General features: G+C 52.5%; 5 protein-coding genes and 1 pseudogene. 5 read left to right on the top strand and 1 reads right to left on the bottom strand.

Annotated features, from left to right (window positions below):
• Positions 1 to 42 precede the first annotated feature (42 nt).
• The 5 genes and pseudogenes from ACIPUG_RS12005 to ACIPUG_RS11985 all read left to right on the top strand — a co-directional run.
• Positions 43 to 3,792, top strand: coding sequence for a hypothetical protein (locus tag ACIPUG_RS12005; RefSeq protein ID WP_400338529.1), 3,750 nt, complete (start codon positions 43 to 45; stop codon positions 3,790 to 3,792).
• Positions 3,785 to 15,508, top strand: a complete 11,724-nt coding sequence (locus ACIPUG_RS12000) for a LysM peptidoglycan-binding domain-containing protein (protein WP_400338527.1) — start codon at positions 3,785 to 3,787, stop codon at positions 15,506 to 15,508. Before ACIPUG_RS12005 ends, ACIPUG_RS12000 begins: the two co-directional genes overlap by 8 nt.
• A gap of 40 nt (positions 15,509 to 15,548) precedes the next feature.
• Positions 15,549 to 15,860 carry a hypothetical protein gene (locus ACIPUG_RS11995; protein WP_039461835.1) on the top strand — a complete coding sequence of 104 codons (312 nt, stop codon included), beginning with the start codon at positions 15,549 to 15,551 and terminating at the stop codon, positions 15,858 to 15,860.
• Between the two features lie 226 nt (positions 15,861 to 16,086).
• A complete protein-coding gene (locus tag ACIPUG_RS11990; protein ID WP_039461833.1) occupies positions 16,087 to 16,506 on the top strand; it encodes a hypothetical protein in 420 nt (139 codons plus the stop codon).
• A gap of 45 nt (positions 16,507 to 16,551) precedes the next feature.
• Positions 16,552 to 16,758: pseudogene (locus ACIPUG_RS11985) on the top strand (methyltransferase); the annotation flags it as partial.
• Between the two features lie 698 nt (positions 16,759 to 17,456).
• Here the strand turns inward: ACIPUG_RS11985 and ACIPUG_RS11980 are convergent.
• Positions 17,457 to 18,476, bottom strand: a complete 1,020-nt coding sequence (locus ACIPUG_RS11980; RefSeq protein ID WP_039461826.1) for an alpha/beta hydrolase — start codon at positions 18,474 to 18,476, stop codon at positions 17,457 to 17,459.
• Positions 18,477 to 18,570 lie beyond the last annotated feature (94 nt).

Below are 18,570 nucleotides of genomic sequence, written 5' to 3'. Positions count from 1 at the left end.
CCTTTGGCTTAAACCGTACGTCTCTTCGTCGGAGGATGTTCAATGGCTTTTTTTGCACAGGCAGCCAGTTCCGCACTCTATCTTGCCAATAATGATGGCAATAATACGGGGGCGCTAGCCTTCGTTCTGGGCGTAAATGCGCCTGCGGCAGGGAAAGATATTGAACTCTCCGATGCTCTCACCAATACCAGTCTGGCGGGTATTTTTGTCTTCTGTCCGCAGGCATTGAATTTTAACGACGATGCTGATGTACAGCTTGCCTTTGTGACCGCGGTACAGAATGTCGCCGCACGTCAGGCTGCTTCGCGCGGCATTCTCTGGTTATCTACCCCCGATCCGGTCGCGTTGGCACAGTCTAATGCCCCAATCTGGCTGGGGTTGGCGGGCGATGGTTCATCGGTGGTATCCGGCCTGGCTAACGCCAATATCCTGCCGAGTATGGCGCTTTCGATCCAGAACGGGATGAAGATTAGCCTCGGCAACAATATGTTGACGCTGAGTCAGGGTAGCGTGACTTTTACTGGCGCCTCGGCACCACCACCATCACAAATGACAGCAGCATCGTTGGCTACGCTGCCGTTTACGGGCGCTAATCGCGGCTGTATCGCTTTTGATACCGCTATCCGGCGTTCGTCGTTATACAACAGCTGGCATTGGGGGTTCCATTTTCTCTTTACCAATGGTGTGGCGTTTGATGGTCTGATTTCTGAATGGTTGCCGCTGGCCTCGGAGTCGGACGGTGCCACTGATATGCTGAATTTTCAGGCCAACATCGACCCCGCTAACCCACTGAACGCCATCAATACCCTGAATAATCAAAACAACAATCGTTCGGCGTTGCTGTTTGGCGGCACGAATCAGGATGGTCGCACTACCCAGCTAAATTCATTCTATGTGACGGTCACGGGCGACGCTGTGACGCTGACACCGGTTATCGCCACGCAGGAAGACAGTTACCAAAACGCCGGGCTGGTGTTTGCCATCGGCCACCGTATTTCTGACAGCGTGACAGACTTTCATGCCGCGCCTTTTGGTGATTTTTTGATTAGTGCACCACCTGGTCCGAACGGCGTTACCGCTGAAATACTGTGCGGACTTTCCGGCAGCGAGTTTATCTCCGTGATTCCCGGGGACTCGGTGGAAAGCGCCTCTTGCTTGCGCTTTATCTCCCAAATGGGGGCTTATGCGGTGGCGTTTCCTCCGCCTGCTGCCTCACCAACTGGGGCACCAACCGATAACAATATCTTGCTTAATCAAAGCTATGTCACTTCCTGGGCGACGGTACTGCCTCCTGCCGGCAAGCAGAATACCTATGCGGCACAGCCCGATGGTGCGGCGCTGTTTGGCTATGACGATTACGTTTGGCAGAAAAACCCGTCAATGCTGGGGCATGTCGATCCTGGCTATGTACTGCCGGATAGCGGAACGGCACCTTTCCCGCTGGTACCCTATGGCGGTTTTCAGCCCGGTGACGGGGTTAACCTGTTTAGCCAGCAGCAGAGCCGTCAGTTTGAAACACTGATCGTGGGCCCGACGCGCCGTAAGGCTATAGGCAATAAAAATATGCTCCAGACGCTGTCTGCACGACAGCACGCTGCCCGTCTTCCGTCACGTCTGGCAGTGCAGGCGGCAGGAGGAACAGTAAATTTCACGACCCCGTCGGGCGTGCTTGCCAGCGTGGACAGTTCATCCACCGGCGGCGAATGGGAAAAGATTTTGCTGGGGCAGGTGGTGACACCCGACCTGGGAGAGCTGGCGTTTAATCAGCCCAGTGCTGAATTACAGCAGGCGTTTCAGACTAATCAATTATTTCTGGTGGCAGCCAACGCACAGCATTTTGTACGCAGCGGCGGAACGTTCAGCAATCAACTGAATATCGGCGGCTGGGTGATTGAAGCCGACGTTGGAACGTCTCTCGACTATGGCGATTACACCAATGTGATGATCGTAAAAAATATTGCCGGTCCGTTGTGGGATCCCGAGGGAGACGTTGACGATAATCTGGTTGCCAGCCCGTCGAAATGGACTCAGGCAGACACGTTTTCCGCGCCGACCATGCAATCTGGCGATACACCGGACGCGCAGCAGATGGTCAATCTGTCGCAGTGGCTACAGGATTATTTTACCGCTGCTTTTGCGGAGGAAGATGACGAATTCTTCGGGGACTTCCGTCGAATTGCTGCCGATCCCAACTGGACCGGTATTCTGGTATTACGCGCCAAAATTGCCACCGTACCGAACGATCTGGCGGGGATTACTGCCGGTATCCGTAACCCTGATAGATTTTACGCCCATCATTTGGCCGTGCAGATCAGCCAGATTAAAAGCGATCCGCAAGGAACGGGGATTCAGATTGATAAGCAGAGCTCGGTGTACGGCCTGATCTACTATGTCGACAACAGCTATGACACCAGTAGCGAAGGCAACCCGGTCACCCCGGCTTACGGGGAAGATTATGACTTTATTACCCTGACGCTGAAGGTACTGTTTGAAAACACGGCGGTGAAACAGTTCTCTAGTTATACCCAACTGACGCTGAACAAGGTGTTCGGCAGTGCGGTAACAGACATGGGGGAGGGGGGCAATCAGTACAACTCCATCATTATGTCGGGTACCTTCCAAAGTAATAATGGCAGGCCTACCTATGGCATGAAGACGCTCTCCGACTACAGCTTCCTGTTTAACAATAATGTGCTCTGCGCGGTGGAGACGTTGTCCGCTTCAATGAATACCGTAAGCTCCGACAGTGCTCAGACTCAAATCCGCTTTGATCTGACTGGCTATATGAGCTTCCTGAAGCTGATTGCCGTAGACGATGATGATGGAGATGAGGGGGACGATGAGGATGATGGCGACACTGATTGCACCTGCTTAGATGAAGAGACGAGTACGGCGATTGATTTTTACTCCTTCGGACCAGAGGATAACCTCTATACACCACGCACCGGCCTGAGCTACAGCAATCTGGGCCTCAATATGTCGTTTGACACGCCCGCCCCCCTGAATACCCGGAAGATAACGTTCGACAGCAGCCAGATCGCCTTCAATATGGCGGCCAGCGTTGCGCGCGCAGGTAGCTTGTATAACTCACTCTCTATGGAACTGATGGGGCTGGTTAGCGCCAGCGATGATGAGGTGACGCCTGCGTCGCTCGGCTATTTGGACGTCGTGACCAACATTCGCATGGGCGGCGTTAGCGGGGAGTGGAACGGGCTACAGTTCAGACTGAACCTCGGGACGGCCGGTGATTTGGCGGGCAAAGCCGGGCTGAATGCCTATCTGCTGCTGGCGTGGTCGCCGGACAGTGAGGGAGATGGATACCAGACCACCACCGGACTGAAAATGCCGGGCACCAACAATGGGGCACCGTTGATCAGTCTGCAAAGCGTGATTGCACTGTCTTACGGCACCATCCAACTGCTGTATACCGACAAACCGGGAGCGTTATTGCATCCCACGTCGCTGAAACCGCTAACCTGGCGTGCCGATGATGACGGGAACCGAACGGGCCGCGCAGTGACGACGACATCGCAGAACAGCACCGGTGGCACAGGCAAACAGTTCATGCTGGTCCTCAATGAAATTGCTATCAAATTCCTTGGTGTGTTGAAGATACCACCTAACGGTAGCACCGCATTTTATCTGTTCGGCGACGCCGACAGTACCACCGGCGGCGCAGCGCCCAAAACCGGCCTTGCCTGGTATGCCGTTTATAACAATGAGCCGAAAACCAAGGGCGACGACAGCGCGCGCCTTGCTTCACTGACGAAGGGGAGTGCCGGTAATGAGTGAACAGATCCTGCCTTTGCATCCGATTAACGCCGCACTGACGGGCGGTGGCGCACAGAACCTTGCTGCTTTGATCAATGCTTTCTCCGTATCGGCTCAGTCCACCAACGGTATTATCACCGCACAGGGGCTCACCCGTCTGCAAACGTATCTGGCGACCCAGTCCCTGCGCTATTTTGTCTATCGCTCTTCCGGTTTTGGCAATCAGGCGAATACGGTGAATTTACTCAAGCGCATGATTGCTCTCGGCTTTACCAATCCCGTTGAACTGATTTATGACGCGACGAACGGCAGTGAGGTCATCGATAAACTGGCGGTACTGCTGCCTGGACTGAATCCAAAGAATCCACAGCCGTACACGCTAAACGGCGTGACGATTACCTTCTTTCCTTATCAGGAAAAACAGTCCGGAGACGGGGAGAGTCGTTCGGTTACTGGATTGAGCGGGCAGGTGCCACTGTGTATTAACGGCGGGGCAGAAGTCACTAGCATTACCAAACAGAATCTGGCAAATGCGCTGCAGGTGGATTTTTACCTGCAACTTCAGCCCTACATGTGGGAAATCGTCAATGAATCGGATAAGCCCCTCAGTTTGATTTTGCCAAAAGATGCCGATAGCTATATCGATCTGGCGAAACAACAGAGCTTGCAGCAGGGGGCATTTTCCTATCGTGCTTTTGCCATGCCGACACCGCAGGAACCCGACTGGGCACAGCTGCTACAGATACCCAATATCAATAAGGATGTGATTAACCGAGCGAAAGCGGTAGTTGATCTGGTGATTGCACAGAAGGTGCAAACCTTACCTGTTTACGGCTTATATGACTCTGCCTGGGGACGCAAACCGGTCCTCGGTGGTGCGTCAGAAATACCGTTTGAGCTGGCTACAGCCTGTGCGCTGGCGCAAAAAACCGGTAAGCCATTTAACCAACCGGTCGTGATTATTCTGTTGAATCAATTGCAGTCCACGACCTTCGATGCACTAAAAGATTTTATTCCCATTAACGCGGCCAAGCCGATAGCTGGCAATCCTGCCGATATGGATCAGGATGAGAAGATTGTTTACTACACCCAGCGTTGGTGCATCAACAAAGGGTTGTATCAGCCTGATACCAACTCGCAGTCACCTAAGCCGGGGAATATCTATATCGAGCCTGATATTTCCGCTGGCGATCTTAACTCGCTGGTGGGACAGCTCGCCAATCACGGCGTGATTGTGATCAACCTGCCTGGGTTGCCGCAGGATCTGTTTAATTACTTCTATGAAATCGCTGCCCTGCCTTCCGTATTTGAAGGACAGGGGACCGCTAATCTGGCGCTCAATCTCGGCAAGCCTTTCTTCAAGTTGACCAAGGTGGGCATCAATCCCTACCCCAGCAGTTTCGGCAGTCCACTTCTCGACGCCACCTCCTCTGTTAATGCCGTGCAGCAGCCCAGTACGCCCAGCATACTGAGCGATAAGCTTTTCCGTGCCACCTATGACCTGATTCAGATTGGTATCTACGAGTTTAAAAACGGTTATAGCGCTGAGACGAAGATGCCACCAGAAAGGCTGGCGGCATTGCTGGTGGAGCAGGCTCGGGACTATGCGAAGAAAGACGGCGACTGGCGGCTCTACTTTGAAGGGCTGAAACGTTGGTTTAGCGACAGCGCTAACGATAAGCTTTTGCAGGCGCTGATGTTTCTGATGATGCGCGTTAATCCGACCCAAGCGCAATCCAGCAGTGCGCTGTGCCTGCGGGCGTTTGCTGCCGAGGGTGACGATGAAACACCGCTCGATCAGCTCGACCAGCAGTTGCAAAACGCGACGTCCAAAGGCGCTTTATCGCTGTTCCCCAGCGTATTTTCTTCGGGCTCTTTTAATAAATTTATCACCACCATTATTGGTGGCAATAGCTTCACTATTGGTTCAGCGCAGCAGTCGGTTGTGATCGACTATCCAGAAGGCGGGGATAAGATTACCGTTACCGGGCAGACGCTCAATTTTCTTGGGATGTCGCTGAAAACTGACATTGAATTCACCATGAACGCCGATGGCGAATCGATTGATACCGCCTTTACGCTGGTACTTGGCGATGTGAATTTAAACGCGGTGGCGTGGTTTACCCTCGATAGCGTCACCGTTAATGCGACCATCCCCGGTAATGATGAGCGGCTTACCGGTGCCGTGGTCTGTAAAGTAAAAGTGGGTGGTAACCCCATCGATTTCAATATGGATTTTCCGTCTTCAGCGGAAGGGAAGATCGTTATCGACGGCGATCTCTCTATCAAGTCGCCTTCACTTAACGATCTGTTTGCGCTGCTTGGCGGTATCAACTTTATGAATACCCTGCCAGCGGCGATCAACGGTGCGGGTAATATTGAACTACAGCGGTTGAAGTTTGGTTACGATTACGCGACGTCTGCTATCGACTCGTTCGAACTCTTGCTGGTAAACAACCAGCCGTGGGAATTGTTTCCAAAGCTCACCCTGAAAGATCTGCAATTTACGATGGGGATCGCTGAACCCACCGGCTCCCGTAGTTGCAGTTGGCAAGCCAGCAGTCAGGTCGCGATTGGGCCAGGCAGTATTGATGTGGCGGTGAGTTACCCGAATCTGACAGCTTCCGCTAGCTTGACGGAGGACAGCGAGCCGATTCCGCTTGGCGATCTTATCTTCTTCTTCCTTCCTCCTGAGTACGGGATCAATTTGAATGCCGATCTCGGTAACTTCGAGATGACGGTGGTACCGAGTGAAAAAGGTTCTGAGTCCGTTTATAACATCAGCGCGGGCATTAAGCTGAACAGCTGGGATCTGTCGCTGGGAGTGGCAACGTTTAGTTTGACCGATCTGTTTATCAATATTGAAGGCACGGGATCTGAAGTGACCGGTACCTTGTCGGCTGCCACCGTGCTGTTCTCTGAACAGCCGGATATTGCTGTGGATATGAGCGTCACGGCGATTTATGCCGGAGACGGTGCCTGGTCATTTGCGGGCCAGCAGGGTGACAGTGCGATTAAGGTGAAACAGATTATTCAGACCTACCTTGGTAGTGGCTGGTGGGTTGACGGTATGCCCAATCTGGATATTTCCGAGCTGATCTTTAAGGTGGAATCGGCAAAAGAATCGGCCGGTGAGGGGGATGCAGATAAGGCGACATCCTATATGGTTGGGGGAACGATCACCGTATGGAATACGCCACTTGGCAAAGATTTTCAGTCGATTATCACGGGTAAATTTGGTACGGGATCGGCAGAAGAAAAAGCGCAGGCACATGCGGCGCTGGTGGGGAAAGCACTGGTACCCGTGCTGAGCAACAGCGGCGTCGTGGTGCCGATGCAGCCCAAGCCACTGTTGCTGGCGGCGGCAGAGAATGAGGACACCAGCTATGGCAACGTCTCTGCCCAAATTCTCTGGAACAACATCGATCTCACCGTATTCTATAACTACGATAAGGGCTATAACTCCTACGGCTTTTTCTGGGGGCCGCTGTCGGCTCAAGTTGACAACAAGACCAATATTGCCACGCTGAAATTTACCGACTCCACCTCGCTGGGATCGATGGTAGAGACATTTATCTCCTGGATGACGGGTTCTACCTTTGGTCTGGCCGCGCCGTGGAATGTGATGAACAGTATCACGCTGGCCAATTTCTCGCTGATCTGGAACTTCAACGATAACTCGGTGAAATTCCGCGTCGATATCGGCCCGCTAGATTTGCTCTTCGCCAAAATCACCGGCTTTTCGCTGGAGTATCAGCCAAAAGGGGAAAATAAGGGCGTACACGTCACGCTGGAGGGCGATTTCCTGTGGGAAATCGGCAACGATAGCAGAGCGTTAACCGACGATGGCGGGTTGACGTGGAATGCGGCAGATCCTTCGTCAACGCCAGCGCCCCCCGGCAGCGGTAATAAGTATCTCGATCTGCGCTTGCTGGCAGCAGGGCAGCATGTTCAGGTTGCGGGGCTACAAAGTATCACCTCCGTGCAGGAGGCTATCGACTTGCTGGCTGCTTTGCCAGTACCGGACAGTAAATGCGTGCCGCAGATTGGTTTTGATGCGGGCAACAACTGGCTGTTCGCCACCGATTTTGGCGTACTGAAGATCGAGGACAAGAAAAATGAGGGGGATGATGATGGCAATGGCTACGTCTTTACCCTGCAGGTTGTGTTTACCGATCCCACGCTTTATGCGTTGCGTATTGCGCTAGAAGGCGAAGCGGCGAAGGTATTTGCGGGCCTCGATTTCCAGATTATCTATCGCAAGATCAGCGATGGGCTAGGTGTCTTTCAGGCAGAAATCACGCTGCCAACGCTGATGCGTCGTATTGATGTCGGGGCGGTCACCATCACGCTACCCACCTTCGGCGTTGAGGTGTATACCAACGGGGACTTTAAATTTGATATCGGTTTCCCATGGAACCAGAATTTCTCTCGCTCTTTCTCGGTGGAAGCCATTATCCCCCCAGGCATCCCCGCGCTAGGGTCCGGCGGCTTCTATTTTGGCAAGCTGCCCGCCGTGGTGGTGACTCAACTGCCGCTGGCAACTAACGGTTTCTTTAATCCTAATCTGGTGTTTGGCTTCGGCGCACAAATTGGCCTGGGTAAGTCGCTGGACGTCGGGATACTGAAGGCCGGATTTAGCCTGACCATTTTCGGCATTATTGAAGGGATCCTCGCCAAGTGGAACCCTTACGACGTCAGCAACACCGGCAGCAGTAATGCGATGACCATGCAGGGGCAGTACTATTTTCAGCTACGGGGTACTTTCGGCATCATCGGCCACCTCTATGGCTCTGTAGATTTTGTGATTATTAAAGCGTCGGTTGATATCAACCTGAAGCTCTATGCGCAGATCACGCTGGCATCTTACTCGCCCATTCCCGTCAGCGTCTCCGTTGAGGTAAGCGTGAGCGCCAAAGCAGAGATCAATCTGGGACTGTTCAAGATTTCGCTTAGCTTCAGTTTCTCTACTCACATTCAGGAATCGTTCACTCTGGGGTATTTGCAACGGCCCGAGGATGCACCATGGCGGGTGGCCGCGAAATCTGATGGCGGCCGTTTACTGTCGATGAAAGCCAACCATTCCCGGCTGCGAGCTTTTACGGCGGCGGCACAAAATATTACGCCGCAGTGGAGCAATCTGCTGACGCGCACGAGCGGCGATAACAGCCTCATCGGCTATCTTGGCTTTGCCCCGGGCATCGCCGGAGATAATGCGTTCGCTGGCCCTACTGTCGATATCAGCAAGCAGTTCCCTTGTTATGTTGCCAGCCTGTTTATTGATGCCCCCGGCTCGGCAACCGGTGATAACAGTACCAATCTGCTGCGCGCGGTGGGTAATGCACAGGACACGTCGTTTGAAAAAATAGCCAAGATGGTGGCCCGTTGGGCCGTAGCGGCTATCCAGCCTGCAGCAATGACGCCAGAACAGGTCGATGCAGCGATCGTGACCGACGAGGCGTTGGTAGCGCTGATCAACTACCTGAACGACGCAGAAAATGTACCGATGCCGCTCAGCGTGGCTGACATCGAACAGTTTATGAATAATCAGTTCCGCCTGACTGTCAGCCTACCTACCGATGCTGGCACCGCCGAAGCGGCCTATTTCCCGATGGCGGTGAATTTAAACATCGCGATGCCGGGCTGGGGTGGTCAGTCGGATATTGACTACACCTTTGCTGACTACAACAGCGTTAGTGATGATTTTGTTACCTTCCTGCGCGAATACTTTAACCAACTGGCGGTACAGGTAGAACAGGAGAGCAATGGTGCGGGTCTGAAGGCATTCACGGCTTACCGTAACAGCGAGCTGTCTGTCGCTTCCTTTATCTTCAGTGACTACTTTGTACTGATAATGCGCCAGATGTTACAGGCGATGCGCGATGGCTTGCGCGACTTTAATTATCCTCTGGAGGCGGGCGATTGCGGCAACAGCATTGTTAGTTGGGTTAACACCACGGGACAACTGTCTACCGTGGATGACACACTGTTCTCCCTCTACGATTTGTTTAAAGGCAACGAGTCACATCCGCTCACTGCGGGTAAAACGCTGCAGCTACCGCTGGTCAGCTACGTGCTGTCTGCGACGGATAGTTTTACGTCGGTGGCCGCGCAGAGTCAGTACGGCGGCGCCTTCGATGCGGCGGCGCTGGCGACGAACAACGCCGATATTGCCGGTATCCTGCTCTCTGGTGCAACGGTGACCTACTCTGGCACACCTTATATTATTTCCGGATCGGAAACCCTGACGTCGCTTGCCGCGCGTATTGGTGCAGGGATCTCTCTGGCACAGCTGTTTGCCAGCAGCGATATTCTGACGCTTACCAGCCTCTTCCAGTCCAATGCCACGCTGACTGTGCCGCCGTTCGGCTATACCATTGAACAGGGCGATACATTGCAGAATATCTCGACGGCTTACGGTATCACGGTTAAGGATCTGGCCGGGGTGGATCGCGAGGATGTCGACAACCCGATTACTACGCAGAACGGCGATATTATCGATCTGTTTGTTGCACAGGACGAGAACCAAAATCCGCTACTGCTGGATGTGGTGGAATTGCCGCAATTCCAGGTCTCCGCGTTGCTGGCTGAGGCCCAGCGGGTGAATGCGATCAACCATCTGAGCGGCATGGCGTCACGCTACTACTTCCATGGCCTGCGTCTGCCGACCAGCAAGATCACGCCGAACAAACTGGGCATGTGGGTAACGAAGAATACTCAGACTGGGGCGTTAAGCCTGCCAGATTACGCCGGCCTGTTTGCGCTTACCGGCCAACAGTTGCCACTGAGCACGCTACCTGATTCACCGTTGACGATTACCCTGAGCAAGGGCGGCGCTGTTGATTGGCTCTCCTTTGCCAACGGTGCGTCCGCGCTAACCTTTACCGTTGCGCCACCGGATGAGCAGCAGACGCTAGGGGATATTAACTATCAGCGCATTGCCGCGCTGAACAGCTATGCCACGACGACGATTCTTCCTGCCGGGCCGGATACGGTTGATGCTTGGGTCACCGTCGACGATGAACCTGCACGCTACCCGCTCTCTAACGGTATCCGCTGGCAAAGTATCAATCCAATTATTTTCCCGTCTGGCGCCATCGGTGAGCAGACACAGATTTGGTCGTTGCCGGATTCCATGCTGGCTCTGACCAGCCTGAGCGCTTCCGAACCGGGAAATCTCCAGGCCGTCAACAGCCCGAACTTTGACCTCGAAGCAGTGCGCATGAATGTCGCCACCGGACAGGTGGAAGATACACCGGTAGAACGTGTCGCCTGGGCCTCTTCCGTAGAATTTACGGTGAAGAAACTCGCTGCAACCGGGACGGCGAGCAGCGCCAGTCAATGTACATATGAAGTGATGGGGGCCAGCGCTAGCGATGCCCTGATCCTCGAACGTATGGTGCAGTACGTACAGAATGACGCTGACTATGCCTCGATGGTTGTGGGGTATCAGGCGGCTAGCAGCAGTAGCGGGGCCACTTTCTCTGCGGACACGGGAGCCGGCGTCACCTTCGGGATTTCGCAAACCAACCTTTCTACCGTCACGCTGCCACCGTCTGCGTTTCTGGCTGCGGCACGTTTGGGGACTGAGGATGAAACCAATAGCAACATCCTCAATAAACCAACGGAGCTGGTTCGCCTGCTTTGGGAGGCAAGCATTACGCGTTCCGGCGGGTTCTTCCTCTACTATTTCGACGCCGACAGCGGCGCGGGACTGCCGGATGCTGCCTTTAACGACAAAGGTGAAGCGACCGTTAATCTGATCGTGATGTATGCACCACAGCCACGCCTGCAGTCTTATATGAATGCAGTAGTGACTGGTGATGCCATCGATACCTCCAGTTCAACGTTAGTTGCTAAGGCGCGTTCACAAGAGGTCAGCCATTTAGTGCAGGCTGGTGACAGTCTGACAGCGGTGGCATCGCGCTATTTCAGTAATCTGGTGTCGTTGGTGGATAAGACGCTGGCTGCCGGCGGAGAGATTGTGCTAACGGCGGGTGCAAAACTGGCGGTGAACAACGGCCTGTACCGTGTGCCCGTTGACGGCAGCGCGCCGGGCGGACAGCTGAGCGCGATCGCCAACTGGTTCAATATGGATGCTGCTGCGATTAAATTAGCAAACCCGCTAATTACCGATACTCAGTGGAACAGCGGCTTGGCAAACGGTACTGCTATTCGCCTTCCTGCGGTGGTGCTTACGGTGGGCAGTTCTCCTGGTGGCACGACGCTGGTATCAATTGCGTCGTGGTATGGCACCAGCGTAACGGTACTGGCTGGACAGAACGCCACGACCACATCCTTGCTTAGCGCCGGTCAGACGCTGGCGCTAATGAGCGGTCCGTTATCGCAGTCAGCGACAGAGGTTCCGGGAGTGCAGCCTATTCTGGCTACGCGTGCCGGGCTGCCGGATATTCCAGCCGATCCGGCCAATCCTCAGTTTGCGGCGGATTTCTTATTGAACAACTTTACGCTACTGGCGTATCAGGTGGAGGGGAATGTCGATTTCAGTGCCAGTAACGTGGGGCTGCCGTTAGGACAGCAGTCTGATGATGCTTCCAGTGGTAATGGTAAGGTGCGTTTTGTACGTGAAATGACCCGTGAAGATGACCTGACATACTCGACGTCGATTCCGTATACCCAATTTGTGCGGGACAGCATCAATCCGGGGAATCCATACAGTGGCAATGGTCGTATTTTGCAGGTTGGCTACGGCTGGAACGATCTCTACGGTAACCGCATGGTTTCAACGCTGGATGATAATCACAGTGTAGCGGGAGCGAATAACAACGCACCCGCGCTGACGGGATATACCGATAACCTGATGACCCTTGCCCAGTGGCCTTCCATCTCCACCAGTTGGTCGGTGGCCGATACCGCACCTGTCGGCCAGAATTTCCAGATTCAACTGACCAGTGCCTTCGATCCCAGCGCGTTTAACCCCAGTCAGGAAGACTCTGCTAACGCCTGGCAATCCCGTGCCAATTCGTCTTTACAGACGTTGAACGCGATTTTGTATCAGCTTGACGATCCTAACGGTATTGCACTGTTCATGGAAACCACGCTGGTGGCAGACAGCTTGCAGATCAGCCCAGAACAGATTGGTCTCGGCGACCAGTATGGCGCAGCGGGCACGCTGACGGGATGGTTGGTGAGTATTCAGACATTCCTTGCCGCCAGAGCGCAGGGGAACACCAGCTTACCTGATCCTACACCGCTGAGTTTTATGCTTTTCGTGACTGCTGCAAAGCAGGCGTTGAACCCAGCGAGTGTGTTCCCGCTGACGCTGAGCGTCACCATTAAGCGCACTGGCGGTATCGCTGAAGGGGATTTCGCTGCTGTCAGCGAGACGCTGGCTGTGACGTCTGTTATTTCGGCAAAAACTGAAGCGGGAACCGAGCGTTCGTCAGTAGGTAGCAATCAAAATATCCTGCAAAGCTTCGCTCACGATATCGACGCGACGCTTTCTGAGAAAGGGGCATTTGCGCTGGTGATTGCACAAGGAACCGATCGCTATCTTCCTTCTGCTGGCGTCAGCCAGTCGTCGGTGTGGGCGATGCGTATGGCGGTGAATGGTTCTGGTAACGGTATTGCCTGGCAGGCGAACGATAAGGGAGCGCCAGAGTTGTTTGCCCCAGAGCCTGTATCCAACACGCTTGTCACGCGGGATGCGCAGGTCTGGCCATATAGTAAATTGACGGACTTCGATCCGACGACCAACAGCTTCACCACCACGCCAGCCAGCAATACCTGGTCCGGCACAGATATGGATAGCTGGCTGAACAGCTTCTTCAGCTTCTTCGATACGCTGTTCTCGCCAGAATTTACCTCATCGATTCTGGTTATTGATGCTAAAGCGACCAATAAGCCCGCGGGTGTAGAAAGCTTTATGGCGGAACTGGCTAAGCAGAAGGACTCGCTGGCTGAGGCTGCATCAAAACTGATGGGCCCCGTGTATGTCGGGCAGAGTAGTACCCGACTGGCGTCTGCTCAGAAAGAATTGTATCAGAGCCTGCTTGTGAAGCTTTCTAATCTCTATACGGTACGTGCCGCCATCTCCTTTGGTGCCACCGTGAGCGCAGATATTCCACAGCTTGTCGGTGAGGATAATCCGCAACTGTTCGGCAACCTGACCTGGAACAGTGACAGTGAAGAAATTCAGAGTTTGGTGACGTTAACGTCGCCCAAGATGCCGCTGGTGGATGGCACTAATCAGCCTATCACTTTCCTGATGTCGTCTCCCGGTAACATCAAAGTGAAGGGTGAAGTGGTTGATAGCGTGACGTTGGATCTGTCGTGGACGGGGGCATCGATTGAGCATCAGGTGTCGGCGATACCGGGCATTGAGGGGTATCTGGCGTCCAGTTGGCTGTCACCTATCTGGACCGATAACAACGCGATGCTGAGCGGTAATCTGGGACAGTTCACTGTGCCGCTACTGCTACGTGATTTCCCTGCTACGCCGCGCATGATGACGCAAAACGGTGTTGCGACCAACGCGCAGGCCAGCGAACTAAGCCAGTTAACTCAGTGGAATTACAGCTACACCTACAGTACGGACTTCCATTTCGAGCAGGATCGTATCTATAACGAAGTCTCTTATAACCTTCGGGATAACAGTATGTTACGGCTGGCTGATTATATGGATGCTTTCCAGGGGCTAGCGCAGTTTATGAGCAGCCAGAAAACACTGACGCAGCTAATTGGCCAGACGGTGCCTTTGATTGATGCCCGCACCACCGAGCAGAACACGATTAACGATGCTTCTCTGGCATTAGGGGCTTATCTGAAGATAGTCACTGATATTGCTACTCAGGCCGGATCCGGTGGAATACGCATTGCTCCCCCAACTGCACCACAGTTGAGCGGGGCAACCTGGCACTTCTGGATTGCTGAGGAAACTGGCAACGTCAAGATTGATAAGGTGGAGCAAGCGGTATGGGTTGTCACGCTGAACTCTACCGACGGTGCGCCAACCGGGATGGCGAAAGATCCCGTCGTAAATATTCAGGGCTATACGGCGGTACCTATTGAGGCTATGAGCGATCCCAGCGTTGGCCTCTACGCCTGGTACTATCTGGATGGCAAGCAGCAGCCGTTGACTGCAGAAGTTGCGCAAAGTGTGGCTGCGCGTACGGTGTTGCTGCCGGGTATGCAGATTCTGGAACGGCAGGATGCTATCTCGACAGTATACCTGACGCGTAATGAGGATATCTGCGGCGACATCAGTCAGCCGTTTGTCTTCACCACACCGGAAGTCTCGTTCGGTAACCCGCTGCATCCGACGCTACGTTCTGACCGACCCGTGAATATTGCTACGCTGAATTCGCCGGACGGGAACCCGATACCGCGCACGCTTGAACTGCATCTGACCGCTTTGTTTAACGCACTATTTGATATCAACGTTAGCGGGGACAGCACGATCCAGATTAATACCACCTGGATTTACAGCCTCTCAACCGAACTTTCCGCGATGTCTGTTCCATTGCCACTGGCAATAATGCCGCCGCTGTCAGTCAATATCGACGGAAAAGGCACTAGCACGCTGACGCTGCATGACATGGTGGCGACCCTGAGTGCGACGATTACTCACTGGGTGCAGACGTACAATCCTTCAACGCTACAGGCCAGGTTGGAATTTGAGGTCACTATTATGTCGAACCTGACGGTGAACCCAATGCCGTTGCTTAATCTCTCTGATTTGTACCTGCCGGTGCAGTACATCGCCCCGGCGCTATGAGTGGTTTAACCTTAATTCACAGAACTTAGGAGAATGCGTCATGACTTATTATGTGAACAAAAAATATAAGGTTCAGGGGCTGGGGGGCAAACCCTATGATGTGACGATCCAGATCCTTCAGGACACCTGGGATAAATGTGATTCAGATGTTCAGACCGGTGTGAATAACATTTTAGCGTCGGAGCCTATTCCGTTACTGAGCGGTTCCGGTAAAGGAAACGGTATTAAACAAGAGCCAAAAGGGCTTGAGTTCCATACCCAGACTAACAAGCGGCTACAGTACCCTGGCGGGAATATTACCAAGGATAAAACCTTCACCTTTAATTCCTATGGCAAAGGATGGGGGCATTAAAAAGGAATAGGTAGGTGCTGAAAAGGTTAATTCCGAGGATAGGGCGCTGAACTTGAAGACGTTCGTTCAGTCCTCATTAAGCTGCGGCATCACGTTATCGCGTTTAATTTGTAAGGATGCGTGCTTCTGGCCCTGCACGCAGAAGGCGGGTTCAGCCTTGAAACAATGCGGGAACCGCCATTTTAACGTTGTAATCATCACTGACAATTATCGAAAAGAGGCTCCAATGAAAACATTCAAATCCTGTCTGCTGTCTCTGGTATCAATATTGGGTCTGAGCGTAGTTTCCAGCCACTCGCTAGCGGCGGTGTTCGTGTGTAGTAACGACGATTGCAGCAAATGGACGGCTATCACCCAGCAACAGCTTGATACCAAGTCTACCGATGGAGAAGGCACCACCATTCGCCAGACTCTCAGTCAGTCTTCCGAAGCGAGTGTTGTTAATGGGTATAACAGCACCGCTAAGACTAACCTCTATCTGAAAAGCAGCTTATGGCACATTGGGGGTGTCGAGCCCATAAAGGGCAAGCAGCATGTGACGGCTTACGTCTATAAATCCACAGACCCTAATACCCGTCTCAAAACCTGCCATGCTTTCTCATATAAGAAAGAGCTCAAAGGTCCCTACTACGCGACCTGCCAGTGAGCAGAAATCTGAATCTCGTAAAAAAGCACGACCTGTAAGGGCAGTTTCTTTGAGGTGATTTCTTCTGGTTATGATATCTATCTGTTTAAAAACATATTGCATAACTGGAACGATGAATTCTGTCTGAAGATATTAAAATCAATCGCGAAATTAATTACGAATTCGATGCTGTTAATCATCGTTGGTACAAAGAAAATAACCACTGGTCATACGGTCGTTGAGATTAAATTAAACGCGGCGCCGCAGAGGTGAATATTGCAAGTGCTCTATTTCTCTGTGTTTTTCTCATGGCTTTCTAATGACTACTGTTATTAAAGCCATGTTATTAAAATCATGTTATTAAAAACAGTATTGACACCGTTTTTAAAATCCGTAGATTGGAATAACAGCAGTAAAGTTTTAGCTTGCTGTGGTGTTAAAGACATCGAATATGTTCTTTAATAATTATTTTGCGATACAGGTCACGAAATATTTTTGTATGGGGAGTCGATGTTGAGAAAAATTCATACTCTCACATCGATGATGCTTTAAGGCCACGTAGTCAGTACCGACAATCGCAAAAATGGGGTGAAAGCGCGATGATGTAAGGCCATGATTTTGTTTTGATTGGTTGCGATTAGTTATCGGTTTAGTGAGTGAAAGATATCGCAACGGGAGTAAGGCCACGCATCAAAGAGTCTATATCGCGATGGGGGATGTACTTGTTAACCTGCCATATCTTTGAATGGTGATAAGGTTGGCAGACTGTTTAAATCAGTAAATATAGGGAGGTTTAGCTCATTTTAGTACCCAATATTATCTGTTATAAACGTGTACATTTGAAGCAGTACCAATAGTAGTAAAATGTTATTAAGTCAATGAATGTTAAATCTTAAATCTGCAGTACCTTAAAAGCCCTGGCTAATATAGTCAGGGCTTTTATCATTTGGAACCGTTGCTATATCAAGCCGTTATTTCAGGTGTTTTTGCAACTCTGCACCTGCCTGCTCCAGCGCGGTGATGACGGTCGGCTCTTCGCTCAGCGGATTCAGCAGGCCGTAATCATGGATCATGCCGTTGTAGCGAGTCACGGTCACGGGTACGCCTGCTGCATTCAGCTTACGTCCGAACGCTTCGCCTTCATCGCGCAGTACGTCCAGTTCTGCCGTCTGAATCAATGTTTGCGGGAAACCCTTCAACTGTTCAGTACTGGCACGCAGTGGGGAGGCAAGAATGTTGTTACGGTCTGCCGCACGGGTCGTATAGTTATCCCAGAACCACTTCATCATATTTTTCGTCAGGAAATAGCCCTTTTCGTACTGGTTGTAGGACGCGTTATCGAAGTTCGCATCCGTTACAGGCCACAGCATGACGTTATAGCGAATTTTCGGCCCGCCGAACTGTTTAGCCTGTAGGGCAACAGACGCGACCATATTGCCACCGACGCTGTTGCCGACCAGCGCCAGACGACTACCGTCCACACCAATTTCCTGACCGTGCTCGGCCACCCACTGCGTTGCTTCATAGGCCTGATTGATGGCTACAGGGAAGCGTGCTTCAGGAGACGGGGTGTAATCCACGTACACCGCTGCTGCACCAGACGCCCTGACCAGATCGCGGATTAAACGCTCGTGAGTGGGGAAATCACCTAACACCCAGCCGCCGCCATGGAAAAACATGAACACCGGCAGCGTACCGGATGCATTTTCAGGCTTCACAATTTTCAGCTTAATAGCCTGACCGTTCACCTGGATGGTTTTTTCAGACACCTGCGCGGCTGGCAGTTTCACGCCCTGTTGTGCGCCGATCAGAACCTGACGCGCTTCCTGCGGAGTCATCTGTTCTATCGGTTTGCCCTTACCGGAATTCAGGACATCAAGAAATGCCTGTACACCAGCAGTCGGTGCAGGGGCATTGATCGGCTGCGCAGAAGCGACGGATGTCATAGATGCGAACACGGCAGAAGTCAGGATAGTGGAGACAGTTTTCATGATGTTGGCCCTTTTTAAAATCGTGAGGTTGATAGGTTCAATCGGGGTGCTTTTAATAACTACACGATTGAATCGCGTAAACAATACTTGCGCA

The organism is Pectobacterium sp. CHL-2024 (genome assembly GCF_044751765.1).
GTDB lineage: Bacteria > Pseudomonadota > Gammaproteobacteria > Enterobacterales > Enterobacteriaceae > Pectobacterium > Pectobacterium brasiliense.
The sequence above is the reverse complement of the archived record's forward strand: the minus strand, read 5'-3'. Positions and strand labels throughout refer to the sequence as shown.

Excerpts from the sequence above, each read along its gene's own strand:
- ACIPUG_RS11990 (WP_039461833.1), top strand. The coding sequence starts at position 16,087 with ATGAAAACATTCAAATCCTGTCTGCTGTCTCTGGTATCAATATTGGGT.
- ACIPUG_RS11980 (WP_039461826.1), bottom strand. The coding sequence starts at position 18,476 with ATGAAAACTGTCTCCACTATCCTGACTTCTGCCGTGTTCGCATCTATG.
- ACIPUG_RS11995 (WP_039461835.1), top strand. The coding sequence starts at position 15,549 with ATGACTTATTATGTGAACAAAAAATATAAGGTTCAGGGGCTGGGGGGC.
- ACIPUG_RS12005 (WP_400338529.1), top strand. The coding sequence starts at position 43 with ATGGCTTTTTTTGCACAGGCAGCCAGTTCCGCACTCTATCTTGCCAAT.
- ACIPUG_RS12000 (WP_400338527.1), top strand. The coding sequence starts at position 3,785 with ATGAGTGAACAGATCCTGCCTTTGCATCCGATTAACGCCGCACTGACG.